The sequence below is a fragment of the Streptomyces sp. NPDC001634 genome (genome assembly GCF_040298185.1).
Taxonomy (GTDB): Bacteria; Actinomycetota; Actinomycetes; order Streptomycetales; family Streptomycetaceae; genus Streptomyces.
This window is the reverse complement of the sequence record NZ_JBEOZU010000145.1, coordinates 1-15,596: the sequence shown is the minus strand read 5'-3', so window position 1 is coordinate 15,596 and position 15,596 is coordinate 1. Positions and strand designations below refer to the sequence as shown.

General features: G+C 72.4%; 6 protein-coding genes. All 6 read right to left on the bottom strand.

Annotated features, from left to right (window positions below; genetic code table 11):
* The coding region (locus ABT186_RS45180) for a hypothetical protein (RefSeq protein ID WP_502973520.1) at window positions 1–219 on the bottom strand (219 nt) is incomplete at its 3' end.
* 14 nt (window positions 220–233) lie between these two features.
* Complete coding sequence (locus ABT186_RS45175) at window positions 234–2,024, bottom strand: acyl-CoA dehydrogenase family protein (protein WP_351236255.1); 1,791 nt, start codon at window positions 2,022–2,024, stop codon at window positions 234–236.
* A gap of 19 nt (window positions 2,025–2,043) precedes the next feature.
* Complete coding sequence (locus ABT186_RS45170; RefSeq protein ID WP_351930227.1) at window positions 2,044–3,723, bottom strand: acyl-CoA dehydrogenase family protein; 1,680 nt, start codon at window positions 3,721–3,723, stop codon at window positions 2,044–2,046.
* Entirely contained in the window at window positions 3,720–5,333 is a 1,614-nt protein-coding gene (locus ABT186_RS45165; protein ID WP_351236259.1) for a PfaD family polyunsaturated fatty acid/polyketide biosynthesis protein, read from the bottom strand. The genes ABT186_RS45170 and ABT186_RS45165 overlap by 4 nt, the downstream gene beginning before the upstream one ends.
* A 26-nt stretch (window positions 5,334–5,359) precedes the next feature.
* Complete coding sequence (locus ABT186_RS45160; RefSeq protein ID WP_351930225.1) at window positions 5,360–12,613, bottom strand: beta-ketoacyl synthase N-terminal-like domain-containing protein; 7,254 nt, start codon at window positions 12,611–12,613, stop codon at window positions 5,360–5,362.
* Window positions 12,614–12,695: 82 nt separating this feature from the next.
* The coding region (locus tag ABT186_RS45155; RefSeq protein WP_351930223.1) for an SDR family NAD(P)-dependent oxidoreductase at window positions 12,696–15,596 on the bottom strand (2,901 nt) is incomplete at its 5' end.

Below are 15,596 nucleotides of genomic sequence, written 5' to 3'. Positions count from 1 at the left end.
CTCGCACCGCGCCCGCTCGCAGTCGGTGAGGAGAGCCGTGCCGCCCATACGGGTGACGAACGCCTCCGCCGCGGACTCCGGCAGCAGCCACAGATGACGGTCGGCGGCCAGGGCGCGTTGCGTGGTCCCCCGGCGCGCCGCGTGATCCGTGGCCGGCACACGGCCGCTCGGGCTGTGCGCGTTCGGCCCGCGCTGTTTCAGGTCGTCGGTGATCGGCACACGGCACTCCGGTGTCAGCGGCGGGCCGCGGACAGATCGCCGCGTTCGGCGAGCGGGAACTGCCAGTACGAGAACAGCCGGTTCTCCCGGTACAGATGCCGCAGCACCCGCATCACCTCGTCGACGACCGCCGCGTCGGTGACGGTCTCGTGCGGCCGCAAATGGCGCCGCAGCCGCTCGAGTTGCAGCAGCAGCACCGCTCCGCTCGGCAGCGGGTCGTCCAGTGCGGCGGCCGAGTGGACGTACGTGTGCACGCAGGCGGCGGTCGCGTGGAGCAGGCAGTACTCCTTGGCCAGGTCGAACAGTTCCGCGGACTGGCCGTACTCGCGGCCGAGCGAGGACTTCAGCGCAGCGTCGCGCTCCCGCAGGGATGCGGCATGTCCGAGGAGCTCGTCGGCGACGGAGACGGACCGCTCAAGCCACGCCCGCTCGTCACGTTTGGCGTCCTCGGCCAGCCGCCGCAGCCGGACCAGCGCGGCGGGAGCAGCAAGGAGCGCGTCGTCCCTGCCCCGGCTGAACAGCTCCTGGTCCCAGGGTCGGTACAGCGGCAACTCCCGGTCGATACCGAACAGCACCGCCGCCCGCTCCTCCGCCTCGGGGCGCAGCGCGGGGTCCGGCTCGGCGGCCGTGGCGAGCAGACCCTCCAGCTGGAGGGCGATGTTCTTCAGGTTCACGACGGTGTTGCCGTCGGCGAAGTTGGCCACCGGCAGGTCGCGCAGCATCTTCTGGTGAATCGCGTAGTGCGGATGGTCACGGAGATAGAAGCGCGCGCCCAGTACGACGTTGAGCTGCGAGAAGGTGCGTTCCAGCAGCGTCGGTACGAAGTACTTGACCACCGACGACCACACACTGGTCTGCTCCGGCACCACCTGCAGGGCCCGCACCGCACCGAGGCTCACGGCATCCGCGACCAGCAGATCGGCGAAGACTTCCGTCAACTGGCGGCGCGAGTACGGGATGTCGCTGACCGTTGTCCCGAAGACCTCGCGGCCCTCGGCGAAGTCGAGCGTGACCCTGAGGCCGGTATCGACGGCGGACAGTGCGATTCCGCTGATCAGCGCCCTGGCGGTCTGGGAGGTCATGAGCGCGATCTCCAGGCCCTGCCCCGGCCGGCCGAGCAGGGCCGAGTCCGGCACGAAGACCCGGTCCAGACGGAAGCCGCTCATGTCCAGACCGCGCAGGCCGTGCATCCGCTCACGCGGCAGCTCGTCCACGGATCCGGCGGGCGTACGACGCTTGTCGAGGACGAACACCGAGTAGCCGCCCGGGCCGCCCCGGGGATCGGTGCGGGCTTGGAGGCAGAGGCCATCGGCGACCCGGCCGTTGCCGATGAGCCACTTCTCGCCGGTGAGCAGCCAGCCGCCGTCGGTCCTCTCTGCGGCGAGTTCGTTGGCGGTCAGGTCGCTGCCGTGGCGCCGTTCGGACAGGCCCCAGGCGTAGCGGGTCCCACGCTGGATGGCATCGACCATGGTCCGCTTCTGCTCGTCGGTGCCGGCGATCCAGGCGGGCATGAAGCTGAGGCTGGTGATGATGAAGGCGGTGGCGGTGGTGGGGTCGCGGCGGGCGATCAGCCGCATCAGGTTGAAGCCGATCTCCACGTCACCGGCCTTGCCGCCCTGGGCGCGCGGCAGCGAGTGGTCGAGTCCGCCCCAGCGCTGCAGGAGGTTGACGAACTCGTACGGGTAGTCCTCGCGTTCGTCGTACTCCACGACGCGGGCGTACGGCATCCGGCTCTCGGGGTCGTGCGGGTCGCCGAGGTGGCGCTCCAGCCGCTGGGCCAGAGCCGTCAGGTCTGCCTTCGGCACGGGTGGTTCTCCCAACGGTCTAGAGATCGGAGGCGAGTTGGACGGGCAGGGCGCTGAACAGCCGGCCGCGTTCGCGCAGGTCCGCGGTGACATCGAGCGCGGGCAGCTGCGCCGCGGCATCGCCGCGCGGGTCCACGCCGTCCGCGCGGGCCAGGAGGTGGGCGAGACAGGCGCCGAGCCAGGCGGAAGAACCCGGCGAAGTACCGAACAGGGCCTCCTCGGGGTTGGCCCACCACAGGTACAGGCAGCAGGCCGCCGCGTGCAGCCAGGCGAAGCGCTCCGCGAGGTCGACCAGACCGGTGCGCCGGTCGGCAGCCTCCACCTCGGCGGGGAGACTCGCGACGGCCGAGACCAGACGCGTGACCAAGTGCGCCGCGCCCTGGTCACCAGTCAGCCGGACGAGTGCTTTCGGGGCGATGGAGCCGAGCGCGGCGGTCACGGGGTCATGCCCACGGGCGTTCAGATCGAGGCGCTCGGGGACGTAGGAAGGGAGCGGGGCCCGCAGATCGAAGACCGTACGGACCCGCCGCAGGGAGTCATCCGAAGCGGTCGCCCCGACAAGCGCCGGCAACTGCGCCGCGTACGACCGCAGATTCGCCAGCGCACTCGTGTCCACCACCCGTACGACCGCCGCGTCCCGCTGCAGCTTCTGGAACAGGCCGCCGCCCGGGCCCTCGGTGCGCAGGACCGCGCGCGTCGCCAGGACCGTGCCGCAGCGGCGGATCAGTTCCTCCACGCTCTCGGCGACCACGTGCTTGGCCGCGCAGCCCCAGACACTGAACACCTCGGGCGCCACGTGGATGCCCCGGGCGGCGGCCAGCGCGGTGACGTCCGCGGCCAGGAGCGCCGCCGAGGACAGGGCCAACTCCCGCCGTGGGTGGGGGGACTCCACGACGGTCCTACGGCCCACCCGGCGCCCGGCGGCGAAGTCCAGCGTCAGCCGCAGCGCGGTGTCGGCGCAGCCCAGGCTGCCCGCCATGCTCATCACCCGCACCACCTGCTGGGCTTTCATCACCGACTCCAGCGCCTGGCCCTCGTGGCCCACCAGGGCGTTGGCCGGGACAGGGAAGCGGCCGAAGCGCAGATGGGCGAAGTCGATGCCGCGCATACCGCCGACGGGGACCGCGGGGCCGCGCTCGACGTCCCCGCCCGTCAGGTCGAGCAGCACCGCCGAGAACGCGCCCGGACCCCGCTCACCGGTCCGCGCCACCAGGTAGACCGCCTCGCAGCTGCGGCCGAGCCCTACCATCCACTTCTCGCCCGTCAACTCCCAGCCGTCCCCGGTCGGTTCGAGCCGCGCCGCATTGGACAGGAGGTCGCTGCCGTGCGCGGACTCGGACAGCGCGAAGCCGATCGCGCCGCCCCGGACGAGGAGGTCCGCCGCGTACTTCTGCTGCTCGGGCGAGCCGTGCAGGGCCAGACAGGTGGCGGCGGTGATGCTGAACATCGTGCCGGGCATGACGTTCAGGTCCCGGCGGGCGGCCGTGCGCACCAGCAGCATGCTGCGGTCGAAGGACTCGAAGTCTCCGCCCCACTCCTTCGGCAGGTAGTTCAGGTGGAACCCGGCATCACGCAGGGCGCCGCACAGCTCATCGGGGAACGCGTCCCGTTCGTCGCGGGCGACCGCCGCTGCAAAGCCGTGCGGACTGGTGTCGTCGTAGGCGTCGCCGAGCAGCCGCTCGACCTCCTCCGGGGTCACCGGGCGCCCTCCAGGGCGGGCGCCTCCAGCGGCACCGGCCGGTAGTCGGCCGCCGAGGCCGGAATCCGCACACCCGCGACGCGCAGATGGGCGAGACGGGTATGGAAGGCCGCGCCCCGCATCAGATGGTGGGCGACATCCGAGACACGGCGGTTACCCGGGGCCTTGAGGTAGCTGGCGGTGACCCAGTCGTTGAAGGCGCCCATCGCCGGCCCGCACCACACCTGGTAGTCCAGGACACGGTCGGGGTCACCGACCGTGGACCAGCGCGAGGCCATGCCCAGGTACCAGCGGAAGACCAGGGCCATCCGCCGCTTGGGGCTGTCGGCGGCGCGGGCGAGTTGCTCGGGGTCGCGCCGGGTGAAGTAGCCCACGCACTCCTGCCAGACGTCCTCCAGCGGGCGGCGCATGATCTGGTTCTCCAGCCTGGCGCGTTCGGCGTCGGGCAGCGCCTCCAGACCGTCGTAGGCCTGGTAGAGCTCGTACAGGCGCTTGGCCCGCATCGGGAACAGCGTGCCCTTCTTCAGCACCTGCAGCTCGACGCCCATTTCGAACATGTCCGCGGCGGGCGCCATCTCGAAGTCCGCGATCCCGGCGTCGGCCAGCAGCGCCTTGGTCGCCTTGGACGCTCCCGACTCGACGCAGGACTGGTTGACGGAGCCGGTCACGACGTAGGCGGCGCCCATGGCGAACGCGGCGGCCACCGAGGTGGGGCAGCCCAGGCCGCCCGCCGCGCCCACCCGGATGGGGGTGGGGTAGCGGTGCTCGTGCTGCACGGTGTCGCGCAGCCGGAGGATGGTCGGCAGCAGAGCGGTGAGCGGACGTCGGTCGGTGTGGCCGCCGGAGTCGCCCTCGACGGTGATGTCATCCGCCATCGGCACGTACTTGGCGAGGTCGGCCTGCTCGGCTGTGATCAGACCCTGGCCGAGCAGCGAGCTGACGAGGGTGGCCGGCGCCGGACGCATGAATCGCTCGGCGGTCTCCGGGCGGGAGATCTTCGCGATCAGCCGGTGGTCGCAGACAACCGCTCTCGACGTGTCGCGGCGCAGCCCGGCAAGCCGGTAGCGCACCACGTGCGGACTGAGGTTCATGAAGGCCGAGGCCTCCACGCACCGCACGCCGTACCGGAGAAACAGCTCCACCGCCTCGCGCTCCAGGCGCTCCTCGCTCGGGCTGTGGATGAGGTTGACGGCGTACGGCAGGCCGGGTATCTCCTCGGCGAACCGGGTCAGCGCCTTCTCGATCGTCTCCGGCAGCAGCCCGGCCGCCCCGTAGGAGGCGAGGAACCCCTCCCGTGCCAGCGCGATCACCATGTCGGCGGAGGCGATGCCGCCCGCCATCGCGCCCGCCATGTAGGCGTGCCGGACGCCGTGCGCGGTGAGGAAGGCGGGGGAGCCGAGGCTGCGCGCGGTCAGCGGGGCGGCCGCGGCCAGCAGCGGCAGCCCCGAGCCCGCCCCGACCCGGCCGCCGGACACGGCACCGATGCCCGTGGGCGTCCGGACGACGAAACAGGGGTGGTCCAGGTCGGCCAGGGCCCGGTAGATGCCTGCGGGATCGGCGCTCGGGCCGCTGTCTCCGTACCACCGCAGAGGGGTGGTCTGGGTGTCCATGGCTGGGGGTTTCTCCTCTGATCCGTTCAGGCCTGGTCGCGGGTGTCGTCCGGGCGGACCTCGATGGCCACGTCCGTCAGCTCGTAGATGCGCAGCCCCGGCTTCCACAAGTCGGCGTCGGCGATCACCAGCAGCCGCTCGCCGTCCCGGCGGACCTCCTTGACGTGCACGTCGAAGCTCAGCTCGCCGTCGTGGCGCAGGATCTGGCCGCGGTACTTCCAGCTCATGGCGACGTCCCGGGCGAGCGCGAACCGGGGGTTGCCGATGCCGTCGGCCAGCCGCTCCTCGAGCACGTACAGGCGCAGCGCCTGGAGGATCGCCTCCACGCCGAGCGAGCCGGGCATCACCGGGTCGCGGTGGAAGTGGCAGCCGAAGTACCACTCGTCGGGCCGGATGCGGCGGTACCCGTGCAGATAGCCGGCGCCGTGCCGGCCGCCGTCCGTGACGAGGTCGACGTGGTCGACGAGGTGGAAGTGGCCGCCGGGAAGGTGCAGCCGGCCGCCCGAGGGGTCCGTGAACTGCGGTGCGTCATCGGGCAGTTCGATACGGCGCACCCGGGAGAGGTCCGGCTGCTCCTGCTCGATCCAGGGGGCGACGTACGCGCCGTTGTCCAGGCCCACCTGGTTCGTGAGCGCGGCCTCGCTGAAGTAGCCGAACAGTGACTCGCCGGTGTAGAAGACCTCGCCGTCGGCGGAGAGCTCGTAGCGGAAGTTCTGCAGCACGGCTCCCGACACGGCGCTCGTCATCAGCAGCGTCGAGTGGTGCCGGATGGTCTTGCCGCGCAGGTCGACGTCCTTGACGAGTGTCGCCTTCCCGTCGAGGTTGCGGATGGAGTACTCGGTCGAAGGCTGCTTGAGGGTGGCGCCGAGGTAGTAGCCCAGCAGGATGGCCGCCTGCAGCGAGGTCTCCATGTACACGCAGTTCGGCATGTGCGGGTGGGAGTTCTCGCGGTAGTACCAGGCGTCGGCCGGCGAGTCGTACTCGGTGACCATCTCCGCGCCCGGCTTCAACTCGCCCCGGACGCCCTTGAGTCGCATGATCCGGTCGACGAACTGGAAATCCCCGTTGGGGATGTACGGCGCCCGGCTCTCCTTGTAGACGTCGAACTCCGGGCCCATCGCCGTGCCGAGGTCGCCCTTCGCGGCGTGCGCCAGGTGCAGCTCGTTGATCATCGCGGGTTCGCCGTCGCGGTTGCGGCGGCCGAGGAACTCCGGGACGCCGCCGACCGGGGGCCGGTACGGGGTGCCGTCCTTCTCCCGGACCTGGATGCCGAAGTTCCGCATCCGGATCACCGGCTTGTCCCCGAGGTACACCAGGATGTCGGCGATCACCGAGGGCCTCGGGAGCAGCGTCAGCTCCATGACCTCGATCTCGTACCGGATCTCCCGGTGCTGGGGGGTGATCTGGCCACGCACCTGCACCTCGGTCTCCAGCCCGATGATCGTCTGGAAACGGGCGTCCGGCAGCACCAGATGCATGCCCTGGTGGAGGAGGTAGGCCTGGAGGGTCTGCACCGCGCCCTCCGCCACCATCGACCCGGCCAGCACCGGGTCGTCGGGGAAGTGGCACTCGAAGTACCACGAGTCCGGCTCCAGCCGCTTGTACGCGGTGATCGCGCCGATGCCCCGCGGCCCGCCCGTACGGTCGATCAGGATCTCGTCGACCATGCGCAGCCGCGTGTCCGGCAGCCGCAGCGCCGGGTTGAGGCCGGGGTCCTGGGCGTGGTGCGGCCCGAAGACCTCGCCCGGCTTCCCTGCGGCGAGCAACTCCAGCTCCACGGCGGTGAGATGGTTCTTGCCGGTGTACGCCAGCGGCTTGAACGACGTCTTCGTGAGTCCGGCGCGCCGCTGCCGGTCCTTCTCGGTGATGACGACCCCGAGCGGCGTGTCCAGCTCCGCCTGGCTGAAGAAGCCGGCGCAGGCGTCCTTGAGTTCGAGGATCAGCTCGCCATCGGCGTAGCAGAGGTAGCTGAAGAAGAAGAGAGTCGTGTCGCCCTGGCGGACGAAGCGGTTGATGGAGATGTCGTAACGCAGTGTCTGGCCGGTGCGGGGCAGGTCGCCGTGGAAGACCAGCTTGCTGTCGAGCAGCCGGTACACGCGCTTGCCCTTGTTGCGGAAGTCGATGCCGAGGTAGCTGATGAGCAGCAGGTCGCACTGACCGGCCTCGATGGCCACCGCGGGCGGCACACCGCCGTCGACCGCGTACCAGATGTCGCGCGGCACGTCGTACTCGGTGCGGATGAACGACGGCTCGTACACACCGGTCTCGGCCTTCAACGCGGTGACACGGGTGACGAAGTGGTACGGCGGTGCGGGCAGGCGTACGCGCTTGGCGTAGCCGTCGATCGGGGCGAACTCGGGGCCGAAGACGTCCGCCACCTTGCCGGTGGCGAAGGCGAGGAGCTGCTGCTCGTCCCAGATGACGCCGGCAGTCCTGGGGGTGGGGGCAGGTGCGGGTTCGGTCGCGGGTTCCAGCGCAGGGGCGGGTGGCGGCGTGGGGAGGGCGGTGGGCGGTTCGGGTTCGACACGGACGGGGGCGGGGGCCGCAGGCGTGGTGGTCGCGTCCAGCAAGGCCTCCGCGCGCGCCAGGGTGGCTTCCTGGAGGACACGCTGGGTCTCCATGACCACTGAGTGGGTCGCCACCATCTGCTGCCGGATCTCACGGATCAGGTCTGCGGTGGTGGTGGGACCTGACTGCGGGGCGGGCCGGGCGGCGCGCGCGGACGGTGCGCCGGACCCGTCACCCGCCGAGAGCCGGGCAGGGGACGCGGGTGCCGGTACGGGAGCGGAGGCGGCCGGCTCCGCCCAGGGCAGGAACGCGATCGGCTCACCGTCGAAGGTGATGACCTCCGCGTCGTCGAGGGTGGGGTCGGCGGGCATAGGGTCGGTTACCTCCAGCGAGACGGCCCCCGCGGGGACGGGCCGTGCGTCCTTGACGTCGACTGCGGCAGTGGCTGCGGCTGTGGCGCCCACGGGCGCCGGTGCCGTACGGGTGGATGGCCCCGGTTCCAGGTGGGCGGTGGCCACGGGCAGGGCGGCAGCCCGCTCCGTGATCCCGGCCGGGATGGGTTCCCCACCGCCGACCGGCACCCGTCGCCGGGCCGGCCCGGCGGCCGCCACCGGGTCCGGGCCGAGCAGTCCCGCCAGGTCGACCGGCAGCCCATGGGCGGCCAACCGGGCAGCCAGCTGCGCCACCGACCGGGCGGCGGGCACACCACGGCGGTCCACCGGCATCGCCACGTGCTCGGCGTCGCCGAGGGTGTCGTGCACCCAGCGCGTGCAGGTCGCGCCGGGGCCCGCCTCGATGAAGTAGCGGAAGCCCTGGTCGTGGGCGGTGCGCACCAGCCGCGGGAAGTCGATCGTGCTGCGCAGGGTCCGGGCGATGCGCCGCGCCACCTCGCGGCGGTCAAGGTCGGTGACGGGACCGTAGTCGTAGGCGCTGAACAGATCCATGCCCTCCGGCGAGCCCGTCGGGTGGTCGTTGAGCTCGGCGAGGCCGTCCAGTTCGCCGTCGACGACCGGGCAGTGCATGACCGATCCGACGGGGGAGCGGGCCGAAGGGCAGCCCAACTCCTCGATCAGCGCCCGGCACCGCGCCGGGTCGCCCGCGATGACCGCCTCCGAGGGGGTGTTGACGTGGGTGAGGAACACCCGGTCGTGGCGGGCGAGCGCCTCGTTGATCCGCTCCGCCGACTCCAGCAGCACGAAACTGCCCCACACCGCTTCGTCGGGGGTGTCCTCCGGCAGGTTCCACCGCTCGCGTACGGTGCGCCGCGGCCCGGTGAGCCGGTCGCGGAACAGGGGAGTGGCGCTGATCCGGTCGTCGCGGCGGGCCGAGCGCTGCCAGCCGCCGGTGGCGAACAGCATGCTGGACTCGCCCAGGCTGTAGCCGAACGCGCCGTGTGCGGGGACGCCCAGCAAGTCGCGGACCAGGTCGGTGTAGAGGATGGCGAAGGTGGTGCCGGTGGCGAGCATGAACGGGATGTCCTCGCCGAGCTCACCCTCCAGGGACATCAGCGCACGCCGGTCGCGGGTGACCTGGGTGCGTGGGTACAGCTGCGCCGCACGGAACATGCGATCCGGGTCGGTCGCCTCCGCCTCGAACCGGCTGAGCAGGGAGGGGAAGACGCGGAAGAGGTCCTGGCCGAGACCCGGGTAGGAGTTGAACGCGCCGGGATACACCAGGGCGACCTTGCTGTCCGGGCCGATCGGCCGCGGCGCGAAGCAGCTGCCCGCCGGTGTGGTCCACTCCTCGCCCCGGGCAAACGCATCCCTCAGGTCACGGGCCGCCAACTCCAGCTGTTGCCACAGCTGTTCGCCGTCCCGGCCGACCAGCACCACCCGCAGCGCGCTGCCCGGCAGCCGTTCGGCGGCGGCGCGGCCCAGCCGGTAGGGGTCGGCACCGTCCGCCAGCAGCTCAAGGTGCCGGTCCACCTCCGCCAGCAGACCGTCCAGGTCCGCCGCGCCCAGCGGGAGCAGCATGGGGGCACCGGCCCGGCGCCAGTCCGACGGGACTTCGTCGCCGCGGGTGCGCTCGGCGGACAGCACCACATGGCCGTGGGCACCGTCGGAGCCGATCACGCTCACCGCCGCGTACCGGCGCTCGTCGTTGCCGGCGCGCAGCCACGGCCGGGACGCGTCCGGCACATGGAAGGCGGACGCTGCGAAGTGCTCGGCCAGCTCGGGGGCGGGCCTGCGCCAGCCGGGCACACCGGGGACGTAGCCGTGGTGCAGAGACAGCACCGCCCGCAGCAGTCCGGCCATCGCGGCGGCGCTGCCCGCGTCGCCGAGCTGAGCCTTGCCGCTGCCGAGCGCGACGGCACCGGATCCGGCCGGGTACACCCGCGCGAGCGCCGCCAGTTCGGCGGAGTCCTGCGCCGGCGTCCCGCCCGCGTGGGCCTCGAGACAGCCCACGTCCCCGGGCCCGATCCCGGCGACGGCGAGCGCCTGCCCGGCAGCCGCGGCAAGCGTGTCCGCGTCCGCCTCCGGCAGGACGCCGTCGACGGGAGCGGTCACCCGAACGGCGAAGGCGACCACCCCCGCGTACGCAGGCCGCGCGCCTTCGCCCGGACGGGTGACGACGACCGCACCCGCGCCCTCGCCGATACGCCAACCCTGCTGTCCCTCACCGAAGCTCAGCCCGGCGCCGGAGACCGGCCCCGAGCCCCGCAGCAGCAGGTTCTCCGGCGAGCCCGCCAGGTCGACGGCGCCCACCAGCACGGCCTCCACACTGTCGTCGAGCAGCAGGAGCTGGGCGATCTGGAGGGCCTCGGCGGCAGCGGCGCCGTCGGAGGAGACGGTGAAGGAGGGGCCGGTCAGGTTCCACAGCGAGGAGATCCGGCTGGCCATGATGTTGCCGATGTAGCTCAGTACCTCGTTGGCGACGATCGGCTCGTGCACCGCGTCCCGGGCGACGGCGGCCAGCGCGGCCTGCTGCTCGTCGGTCAGCCGCAGCCCGGCGTCGTTGTACGCCCGGCGCAGGAAGCCGCCGAGGCCGTGCCGAGCCAGGTGAAGATGGGCGCTCGGCTCGATCTCCATCGCGACCACGACCGCGATCCGGCGTGGCTCGGGAGCTCTCTTGCCCTTCGGCACGGCCCGGTCGTATCCGGCGTCGCGCAGCGCCTCGTCGGCGACCTTGGACATCAGCGCGTGCTGAAGGTTGTAGTTGCGCAGGTCTGCCGGGGGGATGCGGTGGTCCGCCGGGTCCAGTTCGACGCGGTCGACGAAACCGCCCTCGGGCAGGGACGCACGGGTGAGGCCGGCCCGCTCCAGAGTGCCGCCCGCGGTGTCCTCCAGGCCGCGCCAGCGGTGGTCGGGCAGCGGCTGGAAGGCGTCCGTGCAGTTGTGCAGGGCGCGTTCGAACGCGACGGCCGAGTCAAGGGTGCCGAAGTGGGCGCCGAGGCCGACGACGTCCAGGGCGGGGGGTACCACGGGGTCCGTCTCCGGTGCGGCGGTGGCCTCCTGGGAGACCACGACATGGGCGTTCGTCCCGCCGAAGCCGAACGCGGACACGGCGGCCCGCCGCGGGCCCGGGCGCTCGTCGGGCCACTCGCGCCCCTCGCGCACCACCGGCAGGTCGTCGGCGAGAGGCCGCTCGATGCCGACCGTGGGCGGAACGTACCCGTGCCCCATGGCCAGGATCACCTTCAGCAGACTGCTCAGGCCTGCCACGGTCAGCAGATGGCCGAGGTTGCCCTTCACGGAGCCGAGCGGCGGCACCGCGCCCCGCGCACCGAACCAGGCGGCGACCGAATCGGCCTCCGTGCTGTCGCCGATGGGCGTGCCGGTGGCGTGGCACTCCAGGTAGTCCACCTGTTCGGGGCCGAAACCGGCCTGCGCATAGGCGAGTTCGTACGAGGTGAGCTGGCCGGCCGGGTTGGGCACCAGCAGGTGGCGGCCCGCGCCGTCGTTGGACAGGCCGATACCGTCGACGACCGCGTAGATCCGGTCGCCGTCGGCGAGGGCGTCCTCGAGCCGTCGTACGGCGAGCATGCCCGCGCCCTGCCCGGTGAGGATGCCGGTGGAGCGGGCGTCGAAGGGCTGGCTGACGCCGTTGTCCGGGTACGCCTGAAGTCCGGAGAACGACAGGTGGATGAGGGTCGGGTCGGGCGCGCACACCCCACCCGCGAGCACCAGGTCGGCCTGCCCGGCGGCCAGGTGGTCGCAGGCCAGCTTCAGCGCGTACAGCGCCGAGGAGCAGGCGGCGTCGAGGGCGTAGCGCGGGCCGCCCAGACCCAGCGCGGCGGCGGCGACACGGGCCGGGGCGCCGCTGACGCGGGCGTCGGCTGGTCGTACGGCGGCGGGGTCGACGAGGGGGCCGACGGGAGGTGCGGGGTGGCCGGACCCGCGCAGGCCCTCCAGCACCGCCTCGTGCACCAGGGGCAGGCTGATGCGGGCCGAGGCAGGGGTGGGGAAGGAGTAGTCGCCGATCACCAGGCCGGTGCGGGCCGGCAGCCCGGGGCGGTCTGCGTGGCCGCTGTCGCGCAGTGCCTCGCGGGCCACGTGGAGCGACCAGTGGAAGACGCGGTCGAGCCGGCCGATGTCCTCCGGTCGCAGCAGGAATCCGGTGGGGTCGAACTCGAAGCCGGTGACGAAGCCTCCGCGTACGCAGGTGATGGCGTGCGCCGGATCCGCGTCCCGGGCGTCGGCGGTGGGCCCGAAGACCTCCGGACCACCCTCCGTACGGCTGTCGACGCCGGCGCGCAGGTTCTCCCAGAAGGCGTCGAGGGTGTGCGCACCAGGGAAGAGGCACGAGATCCCGACAATGGCGAACTTGCTCATAGCAGCTGTTTCCTCCAAGGTGCCGGTCCCGGCGGGCGGCCGGGGAAGTACGCCCGCCGGGACCGGCTCTCCGTACGACGGCTCAGCGGCTCGCGAACTTGGCGGCCAGCTGCGGGGTGGACACGAGGGACACATCGGTGAACCGGGTGAGCACCCGTCCGTCCGGAGCGCATGCGGTCACGGTGAGCGTTGCGCTCGTGCCGTTCGCCGAGACCGGCTCCACCACCACCACGAACGGCTCGCCGTCGGGCAACGCCTCGTACAGGTCGGCCCGCGCCACCGACATCGGCAGGCTCGCCGTGTCCCGGTTCAGTCGCATCCACACCAGGGCCGCCTGCAGCAGCAGGTCGGCGGTTCCGGGCGCGTACCGGCTGCTGCCGAACGCACCGCCGGCGGGTCGGTGTTCGGCCAGCGCGCACTCGAGCACCAGCCGCGTCTCACCGGACTCCAGGACCCGGCGCAGACCCCGCAACGACGCGCCGTGGAACAGCGTGCCGTCTGCGTAGAACACCTGCGCATCACTGCCGCCGCCCAGAGTGGGCAGGGTGAGAGGCCGCGACGGTTCCTGCGCGGCGGCGCCGAGGATGATCCGGGCCGCGAAGTGCGGGCGCACGGATCCGTCGCCGCTCACCGAGCGGATCGCGACGTCGGCCTCTCCGCCGTCGGGCGTCGGGTCGATGCCGAGCTGGAACCGGTCGGCGTCGAGGGTGCCGTCGAAGACGACGCCCTTGTGCACCGCGAAGTCCCGGATCTGCGCGACCGCCTCGCCGGTCAGCCGCTCGACGGCACCCGCCGCCCAGCCGAGGGCCACCGCGGCAGGCAGCACCGGCGCGTCACCGATGGCGTGGTCGGCGACCAGCGGCTCGGTGACCAGCGCGGACAGGTCCCGCTCCAGGACGGCCGGCGATGTGAGCGCGGTGTGCTCGCGCACCGACAGGGGAGTGGTCGGCCCGAGGACCGTGACGACGTCACCGGCCCGCGCGGGGGCGAACTGCTCGGTGAACAGCCGGGTTCCGGTCTCCACCGGGATCAGAGCGATGCCCCGCTCCTCGAAGACCGCCTTGATCTGCGGCGACACCATGCCGCTGTCCCAGGCGCCCCAGTTGAGCGAGTTGACGTGGGCCCCGGGGTGGCTGCGTTTGAAGGAGGCGGCCCAGGCGTTGAGCACCTCGTTGGCCATGGCGTAGTCCGACTGACCGCGGTTGCCGAAGAACCCGGCGACGGACGAGAACAGCACGACGTGGCGCAGCCGGTCGGCCGGCAGGGCGGCGACGACGGACTTGAGGCCGCCGAGCTTCACGGAGAAGACACGCTCGATCTCGGCCGCCTTCTTCGCGGAGATCAGCTGGTCCGCCAGCACACCGGCGCCGTGTACCAGACCGGTGATCCGCTCCTGGTACGGCGCCAGAGCGGCCGCGGTCGCCGCGGCGTCGGTGACGTCCACCGGCAGGTACTCGACCGAGCTGCCCGCGGCGCGGATGTCCGCCAGGGTCTGCCGGACCTCACGCTCGCCGACGACCGCCTGGTAAATCTGCTCGACGCGCTTGGGGGTCGGCTTCTCGCCCTTCTGCTTGAGGTGCGCGACGGCGGCCGCCTTCAACTCGGCCGCGTCGGCAAGCCCGTGCGCCCACGCGGGCTCCTCACCGAGCGCGGTACGGCCGAGGAGCAGCAGGCCCGGCCGGTGCGCGGCGGCCAGGGCGACGGCGCAGCGGGCAGTGATGCCGCGCCCGCCGCCGGTGACGACCAGGAGGTCGTCCGAGGTGAGCGGGGCGCCCGTCCCCACGGGGGACTCCTCGTCGAGAGTCAGCGCGACTCGCCTGGTGCCGTCACGGCCCACCTGGACCGGGCCGGAGGCCGCGTCGTACACCTCCTCCAGGACCAGGCCGGCGGCCTCGGCGGCACCCAGCGCGGGGGCCAGGTCGACAGCGCGGCAGAAGAGTTCGGGCGCCTCCATGGCGAGGGTCTTGACCAGACCGCCCACACCGCCGGCCGGCGTCGCGTCCTCGGCGACCCCGGTGAGGCCGAAGGCGCCGTCGAGCCGCGTGACGGTGACGAAGGCGGACCGGTGGCCGGTGGCCGCCGTAGTGGTCAGCGGGCCGACCAGGTGCCGGGCGATCAGCAGCATGTGCGCGAGGCGGCGCACACCCTCGGCCCATGGCAGACCCTCCACGGCCGCGAAGCCGACCGCGAGGTGCAACCGCTCCCCGCCCAACTCCTCGATGCCGGCCGCCAGTTCGTTGGCGCCCCAGCCGGTGGTCGCGAGGTCCGCCGCACCACCGCCCGGCCGCTCCACGCCCGGCAGGCGCAGCACCCGCACCCGCCAGCCGTCCGCGCGGAGCCGGGCCACCGTCGCGTCGGCGACTTCACTGCCGTCGTCCACGACGAGCACGGTCGCGCCCTGCGGGTAGGCGGCGACAATCCGGTCCGGCGCCGGCAGATCCGTCAGAGCGGCCTGACCACGGCCGATCGTGGCCGGGACCGGCCCGCTCACCGCGGGCTGCGGGGTCGCCGACGGCTCCGATGCGGGGGTCCCGGACAGTCCGGTGACGAAGCCGACGATGTCGTCGAGGGTGCGGAGTTCGGCGAGTTGTTCGGGGCCGACGGGGGTGGGGCTGGGGAAGCGTTCCTGGAGGACGCCCATGATTTCGACGCGTTTGATGGAGTCGATGCCCAAGTCCGCCTCCACGTCCATGCCGAGGTCGAGCATGTCCGCCGGGTACCCGGTCTTCTGCGCCACCACGTCGAGGAGGGCGGTGCGTACGGCGTTGGGGTCGGCCGTGGCGGTAGGGGCTGCCTGGACGGCGGGAGTGCTCGGGGCGCCTGCCGGGGTCGCGGAAGCCGGACTGGTGCCGCCCAACTCCAGGACGAAGCCGACGATCTCGTTCAGGGTGCGGAGTTCGGCTAGTTGTTCGGGGCCGACGGGGGTGGGGCTGGGGAAGCGTTCCTGGAGGACGCCCATGATTTCGACGCGTTTGATGGAGTC

What these genes read in the sequence shown, in the direction of transcription:
- ABT186_RS45165 (WP_351236259.1), bottom strand. Translation starts at nt 5,333, where the DNA reads ATGGACACCCAGACCACCCCTCTGCGGTGGTACGGAGACAGCGGCCCG.
- ABT186_RS45160 (WP_351930225.1), bottom strand. Translation starts at nt 12,613, where the DNA reads ATGAGCAAGTTCGCCATTGTCGGGATCTCGTGCCTCTTCCCTGGTGCG.